The sequence below is a fragment of the Citrobacter freundii complex sp. CFNIH9 genome (genome assembly GCF_002903305.1).
Classification (GTDB): domain Bacteria; phylum Pseudomonadota; class Gammaproteobacteria; order Enterobacterales; family Enterobacteriaceae; genus Citrobacter; species Citrobacter portucalensis.
Window position 1 is genome coordinate 312,795 of sequence record NZ_CP026242.1, and the last position, 23,370, is coordinate 336,164.

Sequence of the window (23,370 nt, forward strand, 5' to 3'; positions counted from 1 at the left end):
TCAGGCAATACGCACGCTTTCTGGCATCCCAGCCTTTGTCATCCTGTTCAACGCACGCACCATGGCCATAGCTTCCGCTACCTGACCATCGTAGTCACGCAGCGTCAGTGAATCTCCCAACAACTGCTTCATTCTGTACATTGCCGTTTCCGCTATCGAGCGACGGTTATATTCCGTTGTCCATTTCCACCGTGCATTGCTTCCGCTCAGCCGCTGATTAGCAACGGCACGGTTGCGGTCTGCGTACTCACCGGGCCAGTAACCTGCTCCTTTTCGGGGAGGAATAAGCGTGCTGATTTTTTTGCGGCGCAGTTCATCGTGACAGAGCCGGGTATCGTAAGCCCCGTCTGCCGCGGCTGCCCTGATTTTTCTGTGAGTCTGCCGGATAAGGCCCGGGAAGGCTTCTGAGTCCGTGACGTTATTCAGCGACAGGTCTGCACAGACAACTTCATGTGTGTTGCTGTCAACAGCAAGATGCAACTTTCGCCAGATACGACGGCGCTCTTTGCCGTGCTTTCTGACTTTCCATTCGCCTTCACCAAAGACCTTCAGCCCGGTGGAATCAATCACCAGGTGTGCGATTTCACCCCGGGTGGACGTTTTGAAACTGACATTAACCGACTTTGCCCGCTTACTGACACTGGTGTAATCCGGGCAGCGCAACGGAACGTTCATCAGGGCAAAAATGGAATCAATAAAACCCTGCGCAGCCCGCAGGGTCAGCCGGAATACGCGTTTAATCACCAGAACGGTGGTGATGGCGAGATCAGAATAGCGCTGGGGCCTTCCTCGTGATGAAGGCGTTGCCGACTCATACCAGGCCTGAATCGCCTCATCATCCAGCCAGAAAGTGAGGGAGCCACGGTTGATGAGAGCTTTGTTGTAGGTGGACCAGTTGGTGATTCTGAACTTTTGCTTTGCCACGGAATGGTCTGTGTTGTCGGGAGGATGCGTGATCTGATCCTTCAACTCAGCAAAAGTTCGATTTATTCAACAAAGCCCTGTGGCGATAAAAGACCCGGCCAGGTGCTCGGGTCTTTATCGAACTAAATATGCTTCAAGCGCGATCAGAAGGGAGCGTTGATATCCACCACGTTGATCAACTTGTGGTTGACGAACTCTTTCAGGCCTAAGTCGATCAGTTCACGACCATAGCCGGAGCGGCGGATGCCGCCAAAGGGCAAATCAGCCTTAACCATGGTGGGGTGGTTGACGAACATCATCCCGGTAGAGACTTGCTTGGCTACCGCCAGACCGCGCTGTTCATCGGCGGTGAACACAGAGCCACCGAGGCCGAAGGGCGAATCGTTGGCAATGGCAATCGCTTCCTGTTCATCCTTTGCCTTGAGGATCATGGAGACAGGGCCGAAGAACTCCCAATAGTAAGCCGGGTTGTCCGGGGTCACATTGGTAAGTATGGTCGGCTGTACAAAAGCGCCTTGCTCCGGCACTTTGGGACCAACTTCGGTAGCTGTGGCACCATGCTCAACCGCTTCACGAATTTTCTGCTTCACTTCATCGGCAGCACCCTGGGAAGACAGGGGCGCCAGAGTCGTGTTCGGATCCATAGGGTCACCGGCTTTAAGCGCGGCTACGCCTTTGGTATAGCCTTCCATAAACTTGTCATAAATGGCTTCCACCAGGATCATCCGTTTGGATGAAACACATACCTGACCGGCATTCCAGTGACGGCCGAATACCGCCCAATCTATGGTTTTCTCAAGCTCGGCATCTTCCAGCACGATAAAGGCGTCAGAGCCGCCCAGCTCCAGAGTGGATTTTTTCAGCGCCTTACCGGCCTGAGAGGCAATAACGGCGCCTGCACCTTCAGAGCCGGTCAGAGCCACGCCATGTACCTTGGGTGAGTTGATGATCTGCTCGACTTGATCCCGGGTAGCATACAGGTTCTGGAAGGCGCCCTGTGGCAGTCCGGCATCCCGCATCAGGCTCTCAAAAGCGGCGGCGCACTGAGGCACATTGGAAGCGTGTTTCAGCAGCAGGGTGTTGCCGGCAGAAAGTTGCGGAGCCAAGATCCTGGCTATCTGGTAATAGGGGAAGTTCCAGGGTTCAATGGCCAGCAAGACCCCAAGAGGTTCATTGACCAGCAGCGCTTCCCCTTCGGCGGGATCGGCCACAGGCAGTTTCTGCGGTGCCAGCAGTCTCTCGGCATGCTCGGCATAGTATTCGAGGATCTGCGCCGACAGTTCTACTTCGGCCTCGGCCTCTCCAATGACTTTACCCATCTCTAGGGTCAGCAGCTCTGCATAGCGGCGCTTGCTGTCTCTGAGCAGGGCTGCAGCCCGATTGAGTATTTCAGCCTTGTTGGCAAAAGAGGTATTGCGCCAACTCAAAAAGGCCTGGTGGGCCGATTCAATTGCCTCTGTGACTTCGGCATCAGTGGCATTGGGAAATTCTTTGATGAGCTCTCCCGTGAAGGGATTGATCGTTGCATATGTCATGTGTTCCTCCCAGCGTTGCAAGTAATAGGGTATTGATGCCAACTCCTGGCATCGGGTGAAAATGTTTGAAGTTATCGTGGGTTTTGCCCCCCAGAGGCGAGTGGCAAGAAAAAGCTCAAACCTTTCTACGCTTTAAATGGCGACATTTGTGTGATCTTGATCGCGGCAGCCGTCTCGGTGATTTTTAATCCTTTTTTGTTAATTCTTTGTTTTTAAAAAACTTAAAAACAGCATTGACCAACAAAAATGTAACTTATCGTTTTGATCTTGCGCAAGGGAAGATGCAACCCCTCGCTTTCGGGAGAGAGGTTGCATCCTTTGTATCTTGTCAGTTCTGGTGGCTATAGCGTTCGGCCATGGCATTGGCTGCGATCATTGCCTGATAGACATCATCGGCACTGACCGCCATAGGCATATTGCCCATGGTATCGCCTTCGGCGCAGGCGATTTCGGCAACTTTACGCCACTCCTCCTCACGGAATTGTTTCAGCCCCATATCTGCCAGAGTCAGCGGCAAACCCGCGGTTTTAATGATGCGGACAACATGGGGTCAGTTTGGATATAGAGAATTATTGTACTATAAGGGCTTCCCCGAACAGTCAACGCCGGTTTTTAATTTCTGTCTGTTCATCAATGAAAGGCAAGGGATAAGACTGCGCTACTATAAACGGTCATGCTGAATCGCTAGTGATTCGGACCCTGATGAAAGACGCTCGTGAGATCCTCCTTCGTTAATCGGATAGTGATATCCAGTAGGATATGCAGATACTTCTCACGGGGGTCTAACCCTTTACCATCAACAATTTACAGTTCAGTTACTACTCAGTTAAATTTTTCATGTTGTTGAATACAGTCTGAAGTCATCGCCGTAATGTAATGATGCCCAGCACAACCTCGCATTCTTGGCGGCGATTGCAACGACAGCACGCCAGTATCCCCGCCTACCAATCAACGAGCAGACCCAACGGCTAAACGGGTCCGTTCTATTCTCTGCCCCTACCATTACAGAACGGGCTCCCTGGACCAGTAGGGTTCGCAGATAGGCATCACCCGCTTTTGTTATCCTGCCAAGCTTTGATTTTCCGCCACTACTGTATTGTGATGGCGTTAGCCCCAACCAGGCTGCCAGTTGGCGCCCGTTCTTAAAATCATGGGCATTGCCAATACTGGCGACCAGCGCACTCGCTGTGGTGGGCCCAACACCTTTCAGTTCCATTAACTGCTGGCTGCGATGATCTGTTTTGGCCACACGAGATAATACCCTGTCATATTCGGCGATTTTCTCTTCAATATTAGTGACATGTGTCAATAGATCATCAATGTACAGCCTAACCTGTACTGGCAGAGTTTCCTTCTGGTCAGAAACAACATGACGCAGAGCATCAGTGCTTTGTGGGGCAATAACCCCGAATTCAGATATCAGGCCCCGAAGACGGTTATACGTTGCTGTTCTTTCCTGGATAAATCCCTGTCTTGTCCGATGTAAGCATTGCATTGCCTGCTGGCTTTCGTCTTTGACTGGTACAAAGCGCATATGCGGCCGCTGCACTGCCTCACAAATAGCTATTGCATCAGCTGCATCATTTTTCCCGGTCTTACCCGCCATGCGATAGGGTGAGACAAATTTCGGAGCCATCAACCGGACATCATGGCCATACTGCCTGAATAATCTTGCCCAATAGTGGGCACCCGAGCAGGCTTCCATTCCAATGACACAGGGAGGTAAACCTGCGATGAGTTCAGAAAGTGCTGCACGCGACACCTTGGGTTTAACCAGAACAGCTTTACCATTTTGGTCAATGCAGTGAACAGCAAACACATTTTTAGCAAGATCGATACCGACAGTGGTGATGGTCATAACGAATCCCTCTGGGTCAATGTTTATCCTATGATTGCACGAAAGTTAATCAGGCGCATATCCAGGGGAAGTCCCTTCCATTCGTTAAGCGTTTTAAGCGGCACTGTTGCAAATAGTCGGTGGTGATAAACTTATCATCCCCTTTTGCTGATGGAGCTGCACATGAACCCATTCAAAGGCCGGCATTTTCAGCGTGACATCATTCTGTGGGCCGTACGCTGGTACTGCAAATACGGCATCAGTTACCGTGAGCTGCAGGAGATGCTGGCTGAACGCGGAGTGAATGTCGATCACTCCACGATTTACCGCTGGGTTCAGCGTTATGCGCCTGAAATGGAAAAACGGCTGCGCTGGTACTGGCGTAACCCTTCCGATCTTTGCCCGTGGCACATGGATGAAACCTACGTGAAGGTCAATGGCCGCTGGGCGTATCTGTACCGGGCCGTCGACAGCCGGGGCCGCACTGTCGATTTTTATCTCTCCTCCCGTCGTAACAGCAAAGCTGCATACCGGTTTCTGGGTAAAATCCTCAACAACGTGAAGAAGTGGCAGATCCCGCGATTCATCAACACGGATAAAGCGCCCGCCTATGGTCGCGCGCTTGCTCTGCTCAAACGCGAAGGCCGGTGCCCGTCTGACGTTGAACACCGACAGATTAAGTACCGGAACAACGTGATTGAATGCGATCATGGCAAACTGAAACGGATAATCGGCGCCACGCTGGGATTTAAATCCATGAAGACGGCTTACGCCACCATCAAAGGTATTGAGGTGATGCGTGCACTACGCAAAGGCCAGGCCTCAGCATTTTATTATGGTGATCCCCTGGGCGAAATGCGCCTGGTAAGCAGAGTTTTTGAAATGTAAGGCCTTTGAATAAGACAAAAGGCTGCCTCATCGCTAACTTTGCAACAGTGCCTTTCGCCCTCATCCGGTTCATGACGGTCGGGCAGGGAGGCAATCTGAATATGGCGATACTGGCCGGCATATTCGGTAATAAGATGGCTTAAATTGCCGTCCACCTTCTGCGCGTGAAACAGATCTAACTGCACCGCCAGGTTCGGCCTGTCGACCCGTTTCACCATCGCCAGCGTCTGATATTGACTGTGGTAGAGATAGCCCGGTTTGGTCTGCGGATTCAGCGCTTCGATGAGTATCCGCTTGTCGTGGCGGGCAAAGCACTCCGCCGCGTAGCGCAGATTATCGATAAGCACGGCCTCGCAGGCTGCGCGATCCGCTCCCGGCGGCACCACGCCGGCCATGATATGCACCTGCGGGCAACCGAGCTGGCAGGCATACTCCAGCGCCAGCTCAATATCGCGTCGGGCCTCCGCGCTTCTCCCGGGGATGGCGGCGAGCCCCCATTCTCCGGCGTTGACGTCGCCGGGTGGGGTATTGAACAGCACCAGCTGCAGCTGGTTCTCCTGCAGGCGCTGTCTGATTTCCCCGGCGGCATACTCATAGGGAAACAGAAACTCAACGGCTTCAAATCCCGCCCGGGCAGCGGCGGCAAAGCGTTCCAGGAACGGCAGTTCGGTAAACAGCATGGATAAATTTGCAGCGAATTTTGGCATGGTTTTATCTCAGTTCTTTTACTTCGTCAGCGGTCAGGTAGCGGATCTCGCGGTTGCCGAGGGTAAATATCAGCCGTGCGGTCTCTTCCAGTTCCTCGGTATTGTTGGTGGCTTCGCGCAGCGATGAGCCAGTAACCACCGGTCCGTGGTTGGCCAGTAAAAAGGCGTTATAGCGGGGCGCCAGCCCGGCCAGCGCCTGGGCAATACGGTCATCGCCCGGCCGGTAGTAGGGAACCACCGGGACGTCGCCGACGCGCATCACCACATAGGGGGTAAAGGGGCGGATACAGTTGTGCGGATCGAGCCCCTGCAGGCAGGAGAGCGCGGTCAGATAGTGGCTGTGCAAGTGGACGATCGCCTTGCAGGCCGGGTTGTGCAAATAGACTGCCCGGTGAAAAGTGACCTCTTTCGACGGTTTGTCGCCGGAGATCCATTCTCCTTGCAGCGTCACCACCGACAACCGCTGAGCCTGCAGTTCGCCGAGGCAGGCGCCGGTCGGCGTCGCCAGCAGGTTGCCGTCCGGCAGCAGCAGCGACAGATTGCCAGCGGAGCCGGTGGCATAGCCGCGGCTAAATAACGAGGCGCCAATCTGCACCATTTCCTCTCGCAGTTGTTGCTCAGTCATGACGAAACTCCTGCTGGGCACGGGCAAAGAACTGGATATCGCCGAAGTTACCTGACTTCAGCGCCAGGGAGAGCGGCTGGCGGGTGTCACGCACCCAGGGCACGCCAGGGGAGATGGTCGGCCCAATATGGAACGCCTCAACCCCCAGGGTCTGCGCCACAATGCTCGACGTTTCCCCTCCGGCCACAATAAAGCGGGTAAATCCTTTCGCCTTCAGGGCGGCGGCAAGAGCGGCAAACAGCTGTTCCACCCGTTCGCTGCTGGCCTTGTCGCCATACTGCGCCTGGATCCGCTGCAGCGTTTGCGGCTCGGTGGTGGCATAGATCATCGGCGCCAGCGGCGCATCGCGCTGCGCGTCCACCCAGTCAGTCAGCGTCCTGACGTAGCTCTCCAGATCGGTAAAGCAGGCGCTTAAGTCGACGGCGCGGGCGGGGGCCTGTTGACGATAGGCCGCCACCTGGCTGTTGGTCATCACCGAGCAGGAGCCCGAGAGCACCACCGCCGGGCCGACCAGCGGCATGCCGGCCTGAGCGCTTTCACCCCGGGCGCCATGGCGCTGCGCCAAGTCGCGGGCGAGGCCGATGGCGAGGCCGGAACCGCCGGAGACCAGCTTCATCTCCCGCAGCGCCACGCCCTGGGTGAGCAGATCCTGTTCGCTGAGGGCGTCGAGCACCACATAGCGCACCGCCGGATCGTTGACTGCCGCCAGCGCGGCGGCGACCGCCTCCGGCCCCCGGTCGACAATCGGCCAGGCAATCAGCGCGGCTTTTCCGCGCCCCTGGCGCTCAATTAAGCGGCCCAGGTGCGCATCCTCCATCGGCGTCACCGGATGGTGGCGCATCCCGGACTCATTCAGCAGTTGCTCGCCGACGAACAGATATCCCTGATAGACCGTGCGGCCGTTAACCGGCAGCGCCGGGGAAATCACCGTCCGCGTCTCACCCAGCTCGGCCAGCAGGGCATCCAGCACCGGGCCAATGTTGCCCTGCGCGGTGCTGTCGAAAGTGGAACAGTACTTGAAATAAAACTGCTGACAGCCCTGGGCCTGCAGCCAGCGCAGGGCCGCCAGCGACTGGCTGACGGCCATTTCCGCCGGGCAGGAGCGAGTTTTCAGGCTGATGACCACCGCCTCGCTGGTCAGCGGAAGATCGCGGGTCGGCACGCCATTCAGTTGCACCGTCGGCATGCCGTTGCGCACGAGGAAGCTGGCAATATCCGTGGCGCCGGTGAAGTCATCGGCAATGACACCAAGCTGCATGTTGTCTCTCCTCACTGTTTATGGCCCGGCAGGGTGATGCCGTTGAAAATCTTGATCACCGCGCTGTCATCTTCCCGACCGAATCCGGCATTACTGGCGGAGGTGAACATATTCAGCGCGGTGGTAGCGAGCGGCAGCGGGAAGGTCAGCGCCCGGGCAGTGTCATTCACCAGCCCGAGATCTTTGACAAAAATATCGACAGCGGATTTTGGCGAGTAATCGCCATCCAGGACGTGCTGCATGCGATTCTCAAACATCCATGAATTACCCGCCGCGTGGGTGACCACGTCATACATCGTTTCGAGTGGGATCCCGGCGCGGGCGGCAAGCGCCATCGCTTCGGCGGCAACGGCGATGTGCACCCCGGCCAGCAGCTGATGGATAATTTTTACCGTCGAGCCAAGACCAATGTCGCTCCCTATGCGGTAGACTTTGCCGGCCACGGCGTCCAGCACCGGCGCGAGGCGGGCAAAGGCGGCATCGCTCCCGGAGGCCATCACCGTCATGTCGCCGGCGGCCGCTTTCACGGCGCCGCCCGATACCGGCGCGTCGAGCATCAATAGCTGGTACTCCGCCAGCGCCTCGGCAATGGCCTGAGCATCGGCGGAAGCGATGGTGGACGACACCATCACGACGGTGCCCGGCTTCAGATGGGCGGCGAGGCCGCTCTCGCCGAACAGGATCCCCCGCACCTGGGCGGCATTGACCACCAGCAGCACAACTGCATCCAGTTCCGCGGCGAACGGCACCGCGCTGGGGCCCGCGCCATTGGCGCCCGCCGCCAGCAGTGCGCGACAGTTGTCGGGATTGATGTCAACGCCCCAGGTGTTCAGGCCCGCCTGCAGGCAGGCGCGGGCGGCGCCCATGCCCATTGAACCCAGTCCAATCACGCAGACGTTAGTGTGTGCAGCCATGCTGGTCTCCTTGTGAACATTAGTTAATTAATGTGATTTAATGATAGAATAAAGCGTTATCATGTGAATTTATGTGAGAGTTATCACGAATAACCCACATGAATATAAAAAATTCACAGGCGGAAAGAGGCTGCACAACGGCGATTCTTGCCCTAAAATAGCCTAAAAACAGCGGCAAAGCGCGATAACAACACCGGGTGTCGCCAGGGCCGTAGCCTGGGTGGTGACGCCTGGTGTGAAAAAATGGTAAGGGGAGAGCGGTGATTCCAATAGAACGACATCAGCGTATTTTAGCCCTGGTGGAGCAGCGTGGGGCGGTAAGCATTAACGAGCTGACGGAGATCCTCGGCGTGTCCCATATGACCATCCGTCGGGACGTCAGTAAACTGGAGGAGCAGGGGCTGCTGGTCAGCGTCTCGGGCGGCGTGCGCGCCGTCAGCCGGCTGGCTGCGGAACCCAGTCATCTGGTGAAAAGCACGCTGCAGAGTGAGGAGAAACAGGCGATCGGCGCGCTGGCGGCGAGTCATATCGCTAAAAACAGTTGCATCTATCTGGATGCCGGGACTACCACCCTGGCGCTGGCGCGGGCGATCCTCGACCGGAACGATCTCCAGGTGGTCACCAATGATTTTGAGATAACCCAGCTGCTGATCGATGCCAGCCAGTGCGGCGTGATCCACACCGGCGGCACTCTGTGCCGGGAGAACCGCTCCTGCGTGGGCGAATCGGCGGCGCGTACGTTACGCCACCTGGCTATCGATACGGCCTTTATCTCCGCCAGCGGCTGGGACAGTCGCGGGATATTCACCCCTGATGAGAACAAGGTTACCGTCAAGGAGACCGTCAGCCAGGTCAGCGCGAGAAGCATCCTGCTGTGCGACAGTTCGAAATACAATCAGGTGGCCACGTTTATGGCGTTACCTTTGACCCGGTTCACCACCATCATTACCGACCGGCATCTTTCCGATGCCGCCGCCAGTCATATCGCCCGGCACGCCTGCGAGGTGCTGCGGGCCGGATAACGCGCGCGGCCACCGCCGGGTTAGCGTTGCCAGTGCTCGATCAGCGCCGCGCCGATCCCGGCGATTTGCTGATTTCGCTCGGCCATGCTCGCCGGGGTATCCCGCAGATAAATCACCACAATGCGCTCTGCTTTGTTATTCGGGCCAAGCAGGGCGACAATCCCGCGCGCACCCCGCTTGCTAGCTCCGGTCTTATCGGCGATAAACCAGCCCGCCGGCAGCACGGAGCGGATCAACGGTCCGGCGACCCGATCGTCCACCATCCACTGCAGCAGCTGCCGTTGCGAACGGGCGCTCAGACGCTGGCTGGTCAGCAGCTTGCGCAGGGTCGCGGCCATGCTGGCCGGGGTAGTGGTGTCGCGGGCGTCGCCGGGAAGCGCCTCATTCAGTTCCGTTTCCCAGCGGTCAAGGCGGGTGACGTTGTCGCCGATCTGGCGCAAAAAGGCAGTCAATCCTGCGGGGCCGCCGACGGTGGCCAGTAGCAGATTGGCGGCGCTGTTATCGCTCATGGTAATGGCGGCGGCGCAGAGTTCGCCGACCGTCATGCCGTCGGCAAGGTGTTTTTCGCTGACCGGCGAGTAGTCCACCAGATCCTGCTGGCGATAGTGGATCTTTCGCTCCAGCTGTTCGTCACCGGCATCCACCCGCGCCAGCACTGCGCCGCAGAGCACTACTTTAAAGGTGCTCATCATGGGAAAGCGTTCATCGGCGCGCCAGGCGGTCAGCGTGCGGCCGCTGGCCAGATCCATTTCTATCATGCCTACGCGGCCCGACAGCTGGCTTTCGCTTAGTTTAATTTGCTCAAGCGGCTGCGGGCTGGCGTGTACCGCCAGCGGCAGGGTGGCTAACAGGGAGATAATACACAGGCGAATATAACGCATAACCACAATACATCCTTGAGTGAGGGCCGATAAAGGCGAGTAAAGAAGCGACAAATAAGAATAACCCGGCGTTTTGCTGATTCACAATTCCTCTTTTTTCCTTCATCATTTTTCATCTTTTATTTCGAATAATCAATATCTAGCCCTGCCTAAGCACGCTATTTTTTGACTCAAGGCCGTGATGAACTATAAGAAAGTACTAAATACCGCACTCTGTCGGGCGTCGCTGTTTGCCGATCACCACGCCCGCCGGTCCCTGCGGTTCGCCAACGCTATATGCCATCCCGGGAGGAACTGGTGCACCCGATAATTAAGGTCATGCTGGTGGGCGGTAAGGCGGACGGGCTGTTGGTCAGCGTCGCCGATGACGCGACCGAAGTCTCGGTGACGCCTGCGCAGTACGGTGCGCTATCCGGGCAATCGTTGAGCTACCGAATTGTTAGCCAAACCATTGACGATGAACGCTATTTTTTTGGCGTTTTCAGCGACGCCCATCAGGATAGCGATAAGCTGACGCGGGTCGCCCTGACCCGTGGAATGAAAAAAATGTTCTGTTAAACCCTGCCCGAAAGGGGGCGTAAGAGGGTATGCCGGGCGCCGCTGTGCTACTGTGGCAGCCTTCTATTTCCAGGGCCGGACGCATAATGATTCAGTACATTCGTATTCAAAATTTTCGCTCAGTAAAGGATATCGCGCTGGAGCTCGGGCCGCTGAACATTGTCTTCGGCCCTAACGGCTGCGGTAAATCCAATATTTATAACGCCATCCACCTGCTGACCGCTGCCGCTGAGGGCAGGCTTTCGGGGTTTATCAGCGAAGAGGGCGGTCTGGAGAATATGATGTGGTCCGGGGAGCGTTCGCCCCTCGATCGTCACCCCCGCCGGCTGCAAATCGCCTGCCGGACCGACAGCTTCGATTATGAACTGCAGATAGGCTTCCCTGAAAAATTGCCCTATCCGACGCAATTCATGCTCGATCCTATCGTTAAAGAAGAGAATATCTGGCTGGCCGGCTACTCCCGCCGGCCTTCCTCCCGCGTACTGCAGCGCAAGAATCAGGCGGCGTTTCTCGTCGATGTCACCGGGGAGAAAAGTACTTTCACCGAGAGTATTTATGAAAATGAGTCGGTGTTCGGTCAGCTTGGCGAGCCGCACCGTTTTCCCGAAGTATCGCGAGTGCGGGAGACGCTGCGCCGTTGGCGGTTTTATCATGAATTCGCGATTGGCCGTCATTCGCCACTGCGTCAGCCGGCCGTGGGTTACCGTTCGCCAGTCCTCGACAGCGATGGCCAGAATCTCGCCGCCGCCTTTCAGACCATTGTCGAGATCGGCGCGGAGGAGATTTTGCATGAAATCCTTGCCGACGCCTTTCCCGGCTGCCAGTTTTATTGTGAAAACGAGCACTCGCGTTTCGCTCTGAAAATGCGTCGCGAAGGGATCCGCCGCCCGCTGCTGGCGGCGGAGATGTCCGACGGTACGCTGCGCTTTTTGTGCCTCGCCGTCGCGCTGCTCAGTCCGCGCCCGCCGGCGTTTCTGGCGATCAATGAACCGGAGAACAGCCTGCATCGCGACATGTTGCCCGCGCTGGCCCGGCTGATTATCGAGGCCTCGCGCTACAGCCAGATCTGGCTGACCAGCCACTCGGCGGAGCTGGCGGAGCTTATCGCCGCCGGGGCGCCTTGTCAGCGCTATGCGCTGGAGAATCGCGGCGGGGAGACGCGGATTGTCGAGTGAAGCCCGTCATCCCTGACGGGGGCGCTGGAGTCAGGCGGGGCTCTGCGTCTCTGCGGTCGGCAGCAGACGGTTGCCGCCGCGTAGGGTGACGAACGAGAGCAGGGTGAAGCTCAGGGTTATGCAGCCGAGGATCAGATAGGCCTGATGGAAGCCGACGGTGTCGTACATCCGGCCCACCCAGGCGGAAAGCACCACCCCGGACAGCTGTTTTGACAGATTAAAACCGATCAGGAACAGGGTGGCCGAGAGGCGCGGGTTAAAGGCGGAAGAGATATATTTAAAAGTTCCCACCAGCAGGAAGGGGATCTCAAACATATGCAGCATCTTGAGGATCACCACCTCGACTGCCGATGAGGCGAAGGACGACCCGAGAATACGCACCGACATGATCATCCCCGCGGTCAGCAGGGCGTTTTTGGCGCCGATGCGGTTAACGATGGCCGGCGCGCAGAACATGATCAGCGCGTTGAGCAACTCGCCGCCGGTGGTGACGAAGCCAAACACTTCGGTACCGCGCTGCGGACTGGCGAAAAAGCTTTTGAAAAAGTTGGCGAACTGCTGGTCAAACACGTCGTAGACGCTGGCGACACCCACCACATAGACGATAAAGCCCCAGAAGCGCGGCATACGCAGCAGCTCTGCCGCCGTACGCAGCGAAAAGGCCTGGCGATTGGCGCCCAGCGCCTCGATAACCTGGGCGCTGTTGCTGCTTTCCGGCCGCGACAGCCAGAGCAGCAGACCGAGCACCAGCGCAAAGCCGGAGGCGATCCAGAAGGTGATATTGGGATCGATGCCGAACAGCACGCCGGTTATCGAGGCGCATAGCGCCCAGCCGACGCAGCCTGCGACCCGCACTTTGCCATATTCAAAGCGGTTGGCCCGGCTGACGCGTTCGATATAAGCTTCCACGGCACTGTTGCAAATAGTCGGTGGTGATAAACTTATCATCCCCTTTTGCTGATGGAGCTGCACATGAACCCATTCAAAGGCCGGCATTTTCAGCGTGACATCATTCTGTGGGCCGTACGCTGGTACTGCAAATACGGCATCAGTTACCGTGAGCTGCAGGAGATGCTGGCTGAACGCGGAGTGAATGTCGATCACTCCACGATTTACCGCTGGGTTCAGCGTTATGCGCCTGAAATGGAAAAACGGCTGCGCTGGTACTGGCGTAACCCTTCCGATCTTTGCCCGTGGCACATGGATGAAACCTACGTGAAGGTCAATGGCCGCTGGGCGTATCTGTACCGGGCCGTCGACAGCCGGGGCCGCACTGTCGATTTTTATCTCTCCTCCCGTCGTAACAGCAAAGCTGCATACCGGTTTCTGGGTAAAATCCTCAACAACGTGAAGAAGTGGCAGATCCCGCGATTCATCAACACGGATAAAGCGCCCGCCTATGGTCGCGCGCTTGCTCTGCTCAAACGCGAAGGCCGGTGCCCGTCTGACGTTGAACACCGACAGATTAAGTACCGGAACAACGTGATTGAATGCGATCATGGCAAACTGAAACGGATAATCGGCGCCACGCTGGGATTTAAATCCATGAAGACGGCTTACGCCACCATCAAAGGTATTGAGGTGATGCGTGCACTACGCAAAGGCCAGGCCTCAGCATTTTATTATGGTGATCCCCTGGGCGAAATGCGCCTGGTAAGCAGAGTTTTTGAAATGTAAGGCCTTTGAATAAGACAAAAGGCTGCCTCATCGCTAACTTTGCAACAGTGCCAAACAGCATTCCAGGTATTAGAAGAATATCCTGATTCAGGTGAAAATATTGTTGATGCGCTGGCAGTGTTCCTGCGCCGGTTGCATTCGATTCCTGTTTGTAATTGTCCTTTTAACAGCGATCGCGTATTTCGTCTCGCTCAGGCGCAATCACGAATGAATAACGGTTTGGTTGATGCTAGTGATTTTGATGACGAGCGTAATGGCTGGCCTGTTGAACAAGTCTGGAAAGAAATGCATAAGCTTTTGCCATTCTCACCGGATTCAGTCGTCACTCATGGTGATTTCTCACTTGATAACCTTATTTTTGACGAGGGGAAATTAATAGGTTGTATTGATGTTGGACGAGTCGGAATCGCAGACCGATACCAGGATCTTGCCATCCTATGGAACTGCCTCGGTGAGTTTTCTCCTTCATTACAGAAACGGCTTTTTCAAAAATATGGTATTGATAATCCTGATATGAATAAATTGCAGTTTCATTTGATGCTCGATGAGTTTTTCTGATAGTTAGTCTTTGTAGAGACACAAACCTGAAATTCCGGACACCGCGCTTCAGGACATCTCCCTGGACGCCGATATCTGGCAGTATCCGGACGGGGCACTGTTGCAAAGTTAGCGATGAGGCAGCCTTTTGTCTTATTCAAAGGCCTTACATTTCAAAAACTCTGCTTACCAGGCGCATTTCGCCCAGGGGATCACCATAATAAAATGCTGAGGCCTGGCCTTTGCGTAGTGCACGCATCACCTCAATACCTTTGATGGTGGCGTAAGCCGTCTTCATGGATTTAAATCCCAGCGTGGCGTTGATTATCCGTTTCAGTTTGCCATGATCGCATTCAATCACGTTGTTCCGGTACTTAATCTGTCGGTGTTCAACGTCAGACGGGCACCGGCCTTCGCGTTTGAGCAGAGCAAGCGCGCGACCATAGGCGGGCGCTTTATCCGTGTTGATGAATCGTGGGATCTGCCACTTCTTCACGTTGTTGAGGATTTTACCCAGAAACCGGTATGCAGCTTTGCTGTTACGACGGGAGGAGAGATAAAAATCGACAGTGCGGCCCCGGCTGTCGACGGCCCGGTACAGATACGCCCAGCGGCCATTGACCTTCACGTAGGTTTCATCCATGTGCCACGGGCAAAGATCGGAAGGGTTACGCCAGTACCAGCGCAGCCGTTTTTCCATTTCAGGCGCATAACGCTGAACCCAGCGGTAAATCGTGGAGTGATCGACATTCACTCCGCGTTCAGCCAGCATCTCCTGCAGCTCACGGTAACTGATGCCGTATTTGCAGTACCAGCGTACGGCCCACAGAATGATGTCACGCTGAAAATGCCGGCCTTTGAATGGGTTCATGTGCAGCTCCATCAGCAAAAGGGGATGATAAGTTTATCACCACCGACTATTTGCAACAGTGCCCTATGCCGCACCTAATCGAAACGATAGGCGCGCTGGAAGCGCGAGGCGTCGGCTTCCGTTCTCTGACGGAAGCCATCGACACCACCACGCCAGGCGGGCGGCTCATCTTCCACGTGTTCGGCGCGCTGGGCCAGTTCGAGCGCGACTTGATCCGCGAGCGCACCAAGGCCGGGTTGACTGCCGCCGCCGCTCGTGGGAGGAAGGGCGGGCGAAAGCCGGTTGTCACCGCCGACAAGTTGCAGCGAGCGCGGGAGCACATCGCCAACGGGCTTAATGTCCGAGAGGCCGCTACACGGCTCAAGGTGAGCAAGACGGCCCTGTACACCGCGCTGCAATCCACCAGTGCAGCCGACTCCTGATATTCCGTGCAGTCGTCTTCTGAAAATGACATCACGCGCAGGTAGATGCGTGCGACTTTCATGCGGGCCTCCTGGTCATTTTGGGTATAGGGAAAATGACCATTGTTTCACGCCTAGCCAAAAAGGGAAGGTTCCCGGTTCAAATGTCGTTTTCAGAAGACGGCTGCACTGAACGTCAGAAGCCGACTGCACTATAGCAGCGGAGGGGTTGGATCCATCAGGCAACGACGGGCTGCTGCCGGCCATCAGCGGACGCAGGGAGGACTTTCCGCAACCGGCCGTTCGATGCGGCACCGATGGCCTTCGCGCAGGGGTAGTGAATCCGCCAGGATTGACTTGCGCTGCCCTACCTCTCACTAGTGAGGGGCGGCAGCGCATCAAGCGGTGAGCGCACTCCGGCACCGCCAACTTTCAGCACATGCGTGTAAATCATCGTCGTAGAGACGTCGGAATGGCCGAGCAGATCCTGCACGGTTCGAATGTCGTAACCGCTGCGGAGCAAGGCCGTCGCGAACGAGTGGCGGAGGGTGTGCGGTGTGGCGGGCTTCGTGATGCCTGCTTGTTCTACGGCACGTTTGAAGGCGCGCTGAAAGGTCTGGTCATACATGTGATGGCGACGCACGACACCGCTCCGTGGATCGGTCGAATGCGTGTGCTGCGCAAAAACCCAGAACCACGGCCAGGAATGCCCGGCGCGCGGATACTTCCGCTCAAGGGCGTCGGGAAGCGCAACGCCGCTGCGGCCCTCGGCCTGGTCCTTCAGCCACCATGCCCGTGCACGCGACAGCTGCTCGCGCAGGCTGGGTGCCAAGCTCTCGGGTAACATCAAGGCCCGATCCTTGGAGCCCTTGCCCTCCCGCACGATGATCGTGCCGTGATCGAAATCCAGATCCTTGACCCGCAGTTGCAAACCCTCACTGATCCGCATGCCCGTTCCATACAGAAGCTGGGCGAACAAACGATGCTCGCCTTCCAGAAAACCGAGGATGCGAACCACTTCATCCGGGGTCAGCACCACCGGCAAGCGCCGCGACGGCCGAGGTCTTCCGATCTCCTGAAGCCAGGGCAGATCCGTGCACAGCACCTTGCCGTAGAAGAACAGCAAGGCCGCCAATGCCTGACGATGCGTGGAGACCGAAACCTTGCGCTCGTTCGCCAGCCAGGACAGAAATGCCTCGACTTCGCTGCTGCCCAAGGTTGCCGGGTGACGCACACCGTGGAAACGGATGAAGGCACGAACCCAGTGGACATAAGCCTGTTCGGTTCGTAAGCTGTAATGCAAGTAGCGTATGCGCTCACGCAACTGGTCCAGAACCTTGACCGAACGCAGCGGTGGTAACGGCGCAGTGGCGGTTTTCATGGCTTGTTATGACTGTTTTTTTGTACAGTCTATGCCTCGGGCATCCAAGCAGCAAGCGCGTTACGCCGTGGGTCGATGTTTGATGTTATGGAGCAGCAACGATGTTACGCAGCAGGGCAGTCGCCCTAAAACAAAGTTAACCTCTGAGGAAGAATTGTGAAACTATCACTAATGGTAGCTATATCGAAGAATGGAGTTATCGGGAATGGCCCTGATATTCCATGGAGTGCCAAAGGTGAACAGCTCCTGTTTAAAGCTATTACCTATAACCAATGGCTGTTGGTTGGACGCAAGACTTTTGAATCAATGGGAGCATTACCCAACCGAAAGTATGCGGTCGTAACACGTTCAAGTTTTACATCTGACAATGAGAACGTAGTGATCTTTCCATCAATTAAAGATGCTTTAACCAACCTAAAGAAAATAACGGATCATGTCATTGTTTCAGGTGGTGGGGAGATATACAAAAGCCTGATCGATCAAGTAGATACACTACATATATCTACAATAGACATCGAGCCGGAAGGTGATGTTTACTTTCCTGAAATCCCCAGCAATTTTAGGCCAGTTTTTACCCAAGACTTCGCCTCTAACATAAATTATAGTTACCAAATCTGGCAAAAGGGTTAACAAGTGGCAGCAACGGATTCGCAAACCTGTCACGCCTTTTGTACCAAAAGCCGCGCCAGGTTTGCGATCCGCTGTGCCAGGCGTTAAACATCATGAGGGAAGCGGTGATCGCCGAAGTATCGACTCAACTATCAGAGGTAGTTGGCGTCATCGAGCGCCATCTCGAACCGACGTTGCTGGCCGTACATTTGTACGGCTCCGCAGTGGATGGCGGCCTGAAGCCACACAGTGATATTGATTTGCTGGTTACGGTGACCGTAAGGCTTGATGAAACAACGCGGCGAGCTTTGATCAACGACCTTTTGGAAACTTCGGCTTCCCCTGGAGAGAGCGAGATTCTCCGCGCTGTAGAAGTCACCATTGTTGTGCACGACGACATCATTCCGTGGCGTTATCCAGCTAAGCGCGAACTGCAATTTGGAGAATGGCAGCGCAATGACATTCTTGCAGGTATCTTCGAGCCAGCCACGATCGACATTGATCTGGCTATCTTGCTGACAAAAGCAAGAGAACATAGCGTTGCCTTGGTAGGTCCAGCGGCGGAGGAACTCTTTGATCCGGTTCCTGAACAGGATCTATTTGAGGCGCTAAATGAAACCTTAACGCTATGGAACTCGCCGCCCGACTGGGCTGGCGATGAGCGAAATGTAGTGCTTACGTTGTCCCGCATTTGGTACAGCGCAGTAACCGGCAGAATCGCGCCGAAGGATGTCGCTGCCGACTGGGCAATGGAGCGCCTGCCGGCCCAGTATCAGCCCGTCATACTTGAAGCTAGACAGGCTTATCTTGGACAAGAAGAAGATCGCTTGGCCTCGCGCGCAGATCAGTTGGAAGAATTTGTTCACTACGTGAAAGGCGAGATCACCAAGGTAGTCGGCAAATAATGTCTAACAATTCGTTCAAGCCGACGCCGCTTCGCGGCGCGGCTTAACTCAAGCGGGTAATGACTCCAACTTATTGATAGTGTTTTATGTTCAGATAATGCCCGATGACTTTGTCATGCAGCTCCACCGATTTTGAGAACGACAGCGACTTCCGTCCCAGCCGTGCCAGGTGCTGCCTCAGATTCAGGTTATGCCGCTCAATTCGCTGCGTATATCGCTTGCTGATTACGTGCAGCTTTCCCTTCAGGCGGGATTCATACAGCGGCCAGCCATCCGTCATCCATATCACCACGTCAAAGGGTGACAGCAGGCTCATAAGACGCCCCAGCGTCGCCATAGTGCGTTCACCGAATACGTGCGCAACAACCGTCTTCCGGAGCCTGTCATACGCGTAAAACAGCCAGCGCTGGCGCGATTTAGCCCCGACGTATCCCCACTGTTCGTCCATTTCCGCGCAGACGATGACGTCACTGCCCGGCTGTATGCGCGAGGTTACCGACTGCGGCCTGAGTTTTTTAAATGGCGGAAAATCGTGTTGAGGCCAACGCCCATAATGCGGGCGGTTGCCCGGCATCCAACGCCATTCATGGCCATATCAATGATTTTCTGGTGCGTACCGGGTTGAGAAGCGGTGTAAGTGAACTGCAGTTGCCATGTTTTACGGCAGTGAGAGCAGAGATAGCGCTGATGTCCGGCGGTGCTTTTGCCGTTACGCACCACCCCGTCAGTAGCTGAACAGGAGGGACAGCTGATAGAAACAGAAGCCACTGGAGCACCTCAAAAACACCATCATACACTAAATCAGTAAGTTGGCAGCATCACCCTGCACATGAACCCATTCAAAGGCCGGCATTTTCAGCGTGACATCATTCTGTGGGCCGTACGCTGGTACTGCAAATACGGCATCAGTTACCGTGAGCTGCAGGAGATGCTGGCTGAACGCGGAGTGAATGTCGATCACTCCACGATTTACCGCTGGGTTCAGCGTTATGCGCCTGAAATGGAAAAACGGCTGCGCTGGTACTGGCGTAACCCTTCCGATCTTTGCCCGTGGCACATGGATGAAACCTACGTGAAGGTCAATGGCCGCTGGGCGTATCTGTACCGGGCCGTCGACAGCCGGGGCCGCACTGTCGATTTTTATCTCTCCTCCCGTCGTAACAGCAAAGCTGCATACCGGTTTCTGGGTAAAATCCTCAACAACGTGAAGAAGTGGCAGATCCCGCGATTCATCAACACGGATAAAGCGCCCGCCTATGGTCGCGCGCTTGCTCTGCTCAAACGCGAAGGCCGGTGCCCGTCTGACGTTGAACACCGACAGATTAAGTACCGGAACAACGTGATTGAATGCGATCATGGCAAACTGAAACGGATAATCGGCGCCACGCTGGGATTTAAATCCATGAAGACGGCTTACGCCACCATCAAAGGTATTGAGGTGATGCGTGCACTACGCAAAGGCCAGGCCTCAGCATTTTATTATGGTGATCCCCTGGGCGAAATGCGCCTGGTAAGCAGAGTTTTTGAAATGTAAGGCCTTTGAATAAGACAAAAGGCTGCCTCATCGCTAACTTTGCAACAGTGCCGGGAGGACTTTCCGCAACCGGCCGTTCGATGCGGCACCGATGGCCTTCGCGCAGGGGTAGTGAATCCGCCAGGATTGACTTGCGCTGCCCTACCTCTCACTAGTGAGGGGCGGCAGCGCATCAAGCGGTGAGCGCACTCCGGCACCGCCAACTTTCAGCACATGCGTGTAAATCATCGTCGTAGAGACGTCGGAATGGCCGAGCAGATCCTGCACGGTTCGAATGTCGTAACCGCTGCGGAGCAAGGCCGTCGCGAACGAGTGGCGGAGGGTGTGCGGTGTGGCGGGCTTCGTGATGCCTGCTTGTTCTACGGCACGTTTGAAGGCGCGCTGAAAGGTCTGGTCATACATGTGATGGCGACGCACGACACCGCTCCGTGGATCGGTCGAATGCGTGTGCTGCGCAAAAACCCAGAACCACGGCCAGGAATGCCCGGCGCGCGGATACTTCCGCTCAAGGGCGTCGGGAAGCGCAACGCCGCTGCGGCCCTCGGCCTGGTCCTTCAGCCACCATGCCCGTGCACGCGACAGCTGCTCGCGCAGGCTGGGTGCCAAGCTCTCGGGTAACATCAAGGCCCGATCCTTGGAGCCCTTGCCCTCCCGCACGATGATCGTGCCGTGATCGAAATCCAGATCCTTGACCCGCAGTTGCAAACCCTCACTGATCCGCATGCCCGTTCCATACAGAAGCTGGGCGAACAAACGATGCTCGCCTTCCAGAAAACCGAGGATGCGAACCACTTCATCCGGGGTCAGCACCACCGGCAAGCGCCGCGACGGCCGAGGTCTTCCGATCTCCTGAAGCCAGGGCAGATCCGTGCACAGCACCTTGCCGTAGAAGAACAGCAAGGCCGCCAATGCCTGACGATGCGTGGAGACCGAAACCTTGCGCTCGTTCGCCAGCCAGGACAGAAATGCCTCGACTTCGCTGCTGCCCAAGGTTGCCGGGTGACGCACACCGTGGAAACGGATGAAGGCACGAACCCAGTTGACATAAGCCTGTTCGGTTCGTAAACTGTAATGCAAGTAGCGTATGCGCTCACGCAACTGGTCCAGAACCTTGACCGAACGCAGCGGTGGTAACGGCGCAGTGGCGGTTTTCATGGCTTGTTATGACTGTTTTTTTGTACAGTCTATGCCTCGGGCATCCAAGCAGCAAGCGCGTTACGCCGTGGGTCGATGTTTGATGTTATGGAGCAGCAACGATGTTACGCAGCAGGGCAGTCGCCCTAAAACAAAGTTAGGCATCACAAAGTACAGCATCGTGACCAACAGCAACGATTCCGTCACACTGCGCCTCATGACTGAGCATGACCTTGCGATGCTCTATGAGTGGCTAAATCGATCTCATATCGTCGAGTGGTGGGGCGGAGAAGAAGCACGCCCGACACTTGCTGACGTACAGGAACAGTACTTGCCAAGCGTTTTAGCGCAAGAGTCCGTCACTCCATACATTGCAATGCTGAATGGAGAGCCGATTGGGTATGCCCAGTCGTACGTTGCTCTTGGAAGCGGGGACGGATGGTGGGAAGAAGAAACCGATCCAGGAGTACGCGGAATAGACCAGTTACTGGCGAATGCATCACAACTGGGCAAAGGCTTGGGAACCAAGCTGGTTCGAGCTCTGGTTGAGTTGCTGTTCAATGATCCCGAGGTCACCAAGATCCAAACGGACCCGTCGCCGAGCAACTTGCGAGCGATCCGATGCTACGAGAAAGCGGGGTTTGAGAGGCAAGGTACCGTAACCACCCCAGATGGTCCAGCCGTGTACATGGTTCAAACACGCCAGGCATTCGAGCGAACACGCAGTGATGCCTAACCCTTCCATCGAGGGGGACGTCCAAGGGCTGGCGCCCTTGGCCGCCCCTCATGTCAAACGTTAGGTGGCTCAAGTATGGGCATCATTCGCACATGTAGGCTCGGCCCTGACCAAGTCAAATCCATGAGGGCTGCTCTTGATCTTTTCGGTCGTGAGTTCGGAGACGTAGCCACCTACTCCCAACATCAGCCGGACTCCGATTACCTCGGGAACTTGCTCCGTAGTAAGACATTCATCGCGCTTGCTGCCTTCGACCAAGAAGCGGTTGTTGGCGCTCTCGCGGCTTACGTTCTGCCAAAGTTTGAGCAGGCGCGTAGTGAGATCTATATCTATGATCTCGCAGTCTCCGGCGAGCACCGGAGGCAAGGCATTGCCACCGCGCTCATCAATCTCCTCAAGCATGAGGCCAACGCGCTTGGTGCTTATGTGATCTACGTGCAAGCAGATTACGGTGACGATCCCGCAGTGGCTCTCTATACAAAGTTGGGCATACGGGAAGAAGTGATGCACTTTGATATCGACCCAAGTACCGCCACCTAACAATTCGTTCAAGCCGAGATCGCTTCGCGGCCGCGGAGTTGTTCGGAAAAATTGTCACAACGCCGCGGCCGCAAAGCGCTCCGGCTTAACTCAGGCGTTGGGCAACAAGAAAACCGATATGAACGTACGCACTTGCACTGAATCTGACGTCGCCTCTATCGCAGTCGTATTTACTGAGTCTATTCATGTACTTGGAGCGTCTCACTATGACGCTTCGCAAAGGAATGCGTGGGCACCGCGTCCCGCAGATATAGAGGCTTGGTCAGCTCGCTTATCTGGCCTACAGACTCTTCTAGCAATTGAGGGAGATGCGGTTATCGGGTTCATCTCTTACGAGCTTAGCGGCCACATCGAGTTTCTTTACACCGCACCGGGTTCCGAGCGTCGGGGCGTCGCGTCTGTTCTGTACCGTGAGGTTGAGAAAGCCCTCCCAGGTGTTTCGCTCTTCACAGAAGCCAGTCTGGTCGCCAAGCCCTTTTTCCTGCGGCATGGTTTCAGTGTAGTTGAGGAGCAAAATGTCTCCCGTGGAGGCGTCATGTTCCGTAGGTATGCAATGCGCAAGGCAGTTGTCGCCCAACATGGCGCTCAAGCCGACCGGCCAGCCCTGCGGGCTGTCCGTCGGCTTAGCTAGGGCGTTAGAGCAAAAATGAACTGCGCACGCTGTGGCCGCCAGAATTTCGTAGATGCACATCGTTGCGCTCACTGCGGCCACCACTTCTTT

The 23,370-nt window shown here is 55.9% G+C and carries 22 protein-coding genes and 5 pseudogenes; 13 read left to right on the forward strand and 14 right to left on the reverse strand.

The genetic code is table 11. The annotated features are described in order from the left end of the window. The 4 genes and pseudogenes from C2U43_RS28975 to C2U43_RS28990 form a co-directional block, all read right to left on the reverse strand. Positions 1 to 969: an IS5 family transposase gene (locus C2U43_RS28975; protein WP_077255001.1), complete on the reverse strand. Its 969-nt coding sequence runs from the start codon at positions 967 to 969 to the stop codon at positions 1 to 3. A gap of 98 nt (positions 970 to 1,067) precedes the next feature. Then, a complete protein-coding gene (locus C2U43_RS28980) occupies positions 1,068 to 2,459 on the reverse strand; it encodes an NAD-dependent succinate-semialdehyde dehydrogenase (protein ID WP_023205627.1) in 1,392 nt (463 codons plus the stop codon). A gap of 328 nt (positions 2,460 to 2,787) precedes the next feature. After that, a pseudogene (locus tag C2U43_RS28985) lies at positions 2,788 to 3,006 on the reverse strand (glycerol dehydrogenase); the annotation flags it as partial. A 288-nt stretch (positions 3,007 to 3,294) separates the two neighbouring features. Then, a complete protein-coding gene (locus C2U43_RS28990; protein WP_040113331.1) occupies positions 3,295 to 4,317 on the reverse strand; it encodes an IS110-like element IS5708 family transposase in 1,023 nt (340 codons plus the stop codon). Between the two features lie 162 nt (positions 4,318 to 4,479). Between C2U43_RS28990 and C2U43_RS29000 the strand changes: the two genes are divergently transcribed. Continuing rightward, a complete protein-coding gene (locus C2U43_RS29000) occupies positions 4,480 to 5,184 on the forward strand; it encodes an IS6-like element IS26 family transposase (RefSeq protein WP_001067855.1) in 705 nt (234 codons plus the stop codon). 53 nt (positions 5,185 to 5,237) lie between these two features. On the opposite strand, the pseudogene C2U43_RS29005 reads toward C2U43_RS29000, so the two are convergent. The 4 genes and pseudogenes from C2U43_RS29005 to ltnD all read right to left on the reverse strand — a co-directional run. Next, positions 5,238 to 5,891 (reverse strand): annotated as a pseudogene (locus tag C2U43_RS29005) (TIM barrel protein); the annotation flags it as partial. A gap of 4 nt (positions 5,892 to 5,895) precedes the next feature. After that, a complete protein-coding gene (gene otnC, locus C2U43_RS29010; RefSeq protein WP_002210516.1) occupies positions 5,896 to 6,516 on the reverse strand; it encodes a 3-oxo-tetronate 4-phosphate decarboxylase in 621 nt (206 codons plus the stop codon). Beyond that, positions 6,509 to 7,774: a 3-oxo-tetronate kinase gene (gene otnK / locus C2U43_RS29015; protein WP_011117368.1), complete on the reverse strand. Its 1,266-nt coding sequence runs from the start codon at positions 7,772 to 7,774 to the stop codon at positions 6,509 to 6,511. The genes otnC and otnK overlap by 8 nt, the downstream gene beginning before the upstream one ends. Before the next feature lie 11 nt (positions 7,775 to 7,785). Next, positions 7,786 to 8,688 (reverse strand): L-threonate dehydrogenase, encoded by a 903-nt coding sequence (ltnD, locus tag C2U43_RS29020; protein WP_002210514.1) that lies wholly within the window; start codon positions 8,686 to 8,688, stop codon positions 7,786 to 7,788. Positions 8,689 to 8,948: 260 nt separating this feature from the next. Here ltnD and C2U43_RS29025 point away from each other — a divergent pair, with 260 nt between their 5' ends. After that, positions 8,949 to 9,710 carry a DeoR/GlpR family DNA-binding transcription regulator gene (locus C2U43_RS29025; protein ID WP_002210513.1) on the forward strand — a complete coding sequence of 254 codons (762 nt, stop codon included), beginning with the start codon at positions 8,949 to 8,951 and terminating at the stop codon, positions 9,708 to 9,710. Between the two features lie 20 nt (positions 9,711 to 9,730). Here C2U43_RS29025 and C2U43_RS29030 read toward each other — a convergent pair whose 3' ends face one another. Then, the gene (locus C2U43_RS29030) at positions 9,731 to 10,591 is read right to left on the reverse strand and encodes an extended-spectrum class A beta-lactamase SHV-5 (protein ID WP_011117369.1); all 861 of its coding nucleotides are present in this window, start codon (positions 10,589 to 10,591) and stop codon (positions 9,731 to 9,733) included. Between the two features lie 297 nt (positions 10,592 to 10,888). Here C2U43_RS29030 and C2U43_RS29035 point away from each other — a divergent pair, with 297 nt between their 5' ends. After that, positions 10,889 to 11,149, forward strand: a complete 261-nt coding sequence (locus tag C2U43_RS29035) for a hypothetical protein (protein WP_001620096.1) — start codon at positions 10,889 to 10,891, stop codon at positions 11,147 to 11,149. An 86-nt stretch (positions 11,150 to 11,235) separates the two neighbouring features. Beyond that, positions 11,236 to 12,324, forward strand: a complete 1,089-nt coding sequence (locus C2U43_RS29040) for an AAA family ATPase (RefSeq protein WP_001620097.1) — start codon at positions 11,236 to 11,238, stop codon at positions 12,322 to 12,324. 30 nt (positions 12,325 to 12,354) lie between these two features. Here C2U43_RS29040 and C2U43_RS29045 read toward each other — a convergent pair. Continuing rightward, positions 12,355 to 13,242 (reverse strand): annotated as a pseudogene (locus C2U43_RS29045) (oligosaccharide MFS transporter); the annotation flags it as partial. Positions 13,243 to 13,296: 54 nt separating this feature from the next. On the opposite strand from C2U43_RS29045, the gene C2U43_RS29050 reads away from it, so the two are divergent. After that, the gene (locus C2U43_RS29050; protein WP_001067855.1) at positions 13,297 to 14,001 is read left to right on the forward strand and encodes an IS6-like element IS26 family transposase; all 705 of its coding nucleotides are present in this window, start codon (positions 13,297 to 13,299) and stop codon (positions 13,999 to 14,001) included. Positions 14,002 to 14,052: 51 nt separating this feature from the next. Further along, positions 14,053 to 14,559, forward strand: a pseudogene (locus C2U43_RS29060) (APH(3') family aminoglycoside O-phosphotransferase); the annotation flags it as partial. Positions 14,560 to 14,704: 145 nt separating this feature from the next. Here C2U43_RS29060 and C2U43_RS29070 read toward each other — a convergent pair. After that, positions 14,705 to 15,409 carry an IS6-like element IS26 family transposase gene (locus C2U43_RS29070; RefSeq protein WP_001067858.1) on the reverse strand — a complete coding sequence of 235 codons (705 nt, stop codon included), beginning with the start codon at positions 15,407 to 15,409 and terminating at the stop codon, positions 14,705 to 14,707. Between the two features lie 65 nt (positions 15,410 to 15,474). Between C2U43_RS29070 and C2U43_RS29075 the strand changes: the two are divergent. Then, positions 15,475 to 15,831 (forward strand): annotated as a pseudogene (locus tag C2U43_RS29075) (recombinase family protein); the annotation flags it as partial. 346 nt (positions 15,832 to 16,177) lie between these two features. Here the strand turns inward: C2U43_RS29075 and intI1 (C2U43_RS29085) are convergent. Next, positions 16,178 to 17,191: a class 1 integron integrase IntI1 gene (gene intI1, locus C2U43_RS29085; RefSeq protein ID WP_000845048.1), complete on the reverse strand. Its 1,014-nt coding sequence runs from the start codon at positions 17,189 to 17,191 to the stop codon at positions 16,178 to 16,180. 156 nt (positions 17,192 to 17,347) lie between these two features. Here intI1 (C2U43_RS29085) and dfrA1 point away from each other — a divergent pair, with 156 nt between their 5' ends. Continuing rightward, positions 17,348 to 17,821, forward strand: a complete 474-nt coding sequence (gene dfrA1 / locus C2U43_RS29090; RefSeq protein WP_000777555.1) for a trimethoprim-resistant dihydrofolate reductase DfrA1 — start codon at positions 17,348 to 17,350, stop codon at positions 17,819 to 17,821. 92 nt (positions 17,822 to 17,913) lie between these two features. Continuing rightward, entirely contained in the window at positions 17,914 to 18,705 is a 792-nt protein-coding gene (gene aadA1 / locus C2U43_RS29095) for an ANT(3'')-Ia family aminoglycoside nucleotidyltransferase AadA1 (protein ID WP_001206317.1), read from the forward strand. 70 nt (positions 18,706 to 18,775) lie between these two features. Here the strand turns inward: aadA1 and C2U43_RS29100 are convergent. Next, positions 18,776 to 19,473, reverse strand: a protein-coding gene (locus tag C2U43_RS29100; protein ID WP_095033700.1) for an IS1-like element IS1B family transposase whose coding sequence is annotated in 2 segments (ribosomal slippage) — positions 18,776 to 19,224 and positions 19,224 to 19,473 — 699 coding nt in all. Because the reading frame shifts where the segments join, the coding sequence is not laid out codon by codon here. A 61-nt stretch (positions 19,474 to 19,534) separates the two neighbouring features. Between C2U43_RS29100 and C2U43_RS29110 the strand changes: the two genes are divergently transcribed. Then, entirely contained in the window at positions 19,535 to 20,239 is a 705-nt protein-coding gene (locus C2U43_RS29110; protein ID WP_001067855.1) for an IS6-like element IS26 family transposase, read from the forward strand. A 141-nt stretch (positions 20,240 to 20,380) separates the two neighbouring features. Here C2U43_RS29110 and intI1 (C2U43_RS29120) read toward each other — a convergent pair whose 3' ends face one another. Beyond that, positions 20,381 to 21,394, reverse strand: a complete 1,014-nt coding sequence (gene intI1 / locus C2U43_RS29120; protein ID WP_000845054.1) for a class 1 integron integrase IntI1 — start codon at positions 21,392 to 21,394, stop codon at positions 20,381 to 20,383. Between the two features lie 160 nt (positions 21,395 to 21,554). Here intI1 (C2U43_RS29120) and C2U43_RS29125 point away from each other — a divergent pair, with 160 nt between their 5' ends. From C2U43_RS29125 to C2U43_RS29135, 3 genes are all read left to right on the forward strand, one after another. Further along, complete coding sequence (locus C2U43_RS29125) at positions 21,555 to 22,109, forward strand: aminoglycoside N-acetyltransferase AAC(6')-Ib3 (RefSeq protein WP_032488579.1); 555 nt, start codon at positions 21,555 to 21,557, stop codon at positions 22,107 to 22,109. A gap of 75 nt (positions 22,110 to 22,184) precedes the next feature. After that, positions 22,185 to 22,649 (forward strand): aminoglycoside N-acetyltransferase AAC(3)-Ia, encoded by a 465-nt coding sequence (gene aac(3)-Ia / locus C2U43_RS29130; protein WP_002089484.1) that lies wholly within the window; start codon positions 22,185 to 22,187, stop codon positions 22,647 to 22,649. Positions 22,650 to 22,767: 118 nt separating this feature from the next. Beyond that, the gene (locus C2U43_RS29135) at positions 22,768 to 23,280 is read left to right on the forward strand and encodes a GNAT family N-acetyltransferase (RefSeq protein ID WP_001102919.1); all 513 of its coding nucleotides are present in this window, start codon (positions 22,768 to 22,770) and stop codon (positions 23,278 to 23,280) included. The last annotated feature ends 90 nt before the right edge of the window (positions 23,281 to 23,370 follow it).

Coding starts and splice junctions, on each gene's coding strand:
- C2U43_RS28980 (WP_023205627.1), bottom strand. CDS start 2,459: ATGACATATGCAACGATCAATCCCTTCACGGGAGAGCTCATCAAAGAA.
- C2U43_RS28990 (WP_040113331.1), bottom strand. CDS start 4,317: ATGACCATCACCACTGTCGGTATCGATCTTGCTAAAAATGTGTTTGCT.
- C2U43_RS29000 (WP_001067855.1), top strand. CDS start 4,480: ATGAACCCATTCAAAGGCCGGCATTTTCAGCGTGACATCATTCTGTGG.
- otnC (WP_002210516.1), bottom strand. CDS start 6,516: ATGACTGAGCAACAACTGCGAGAGGAAATGGTGCAGATTGGCGCCTCG.
- otnK (WP_011117368.1), bottom strand. CDS start 7,774: ATGCAGCTTGGTGTCATTGCCGATGACTTCACCGGCGCCACGGATATT.
- ltnD (WP_002210514.1), bottom strand. CDS start 8,688: ATGGCTGCACACACTAACGTCTGCGTGATTGGACTGGGTTCAATGGGC.
- C2U43_RS29030 (WP_011117369.1), bottom strand. CDS start 10,591: ATGCGTTATATTCGCCTGTGTATTATCTCCCTGTTAGCCACCCTGCCG.
- C2U43_RS29040 (WP_001620097.1), top strand. CDS start 11,236: ATGATTCAGTACATTCGTATTCAAAATTTTCGCTCAGTAAAGGATATC.
- C2U43_RS29050 (WP_001067855.1), top strand. CDS start 13,297: ATGAACCCATTCAAAGGCCGGCATTTTCAGCGTGACATCATTCTGTGG.
- C2U43_RS29070 (WP_001067858.1), bottom strand. CDS start 15,409: ATGAACCCATTCAAAGGCCGGCATTTTCAGCGTGACATCATTCTGTGG.
- intI1 (WP_000845048.1), bottom strand. CDS start 17,191: ATGAAAACCGCCACTGCGCCGTTACCACCGCTGCGTTCGGTCAAGGTT.
- aadA1 (WP_001206317.1), top strand. CDS start 17,914: ATGAGGGAAGCGGTGATCGCCGAAGTATCGACTCAACTATCAGAGGTA.
- C2U43_RS29110 (WP_001067855.1), top strand. CDS start 19,535: ATGAACCCATTCAAAGGCCGGCATTTTCAGCGTGACATCATTCTGTGG.
- intI1 (WP_000845054.1), bottom strand. CDS start 21,394: ATGAAAACCGCCACTGCGCCGTTACCACCGCTGCGTTCGGTCAAGGTT.
- C2U43_RS29135 (WP_001102919.1), top strand. CDS start 22,768: ATGAACGTACGCACTTGCACTGAATCTGACGTCGCCTCTATCGCAGTC.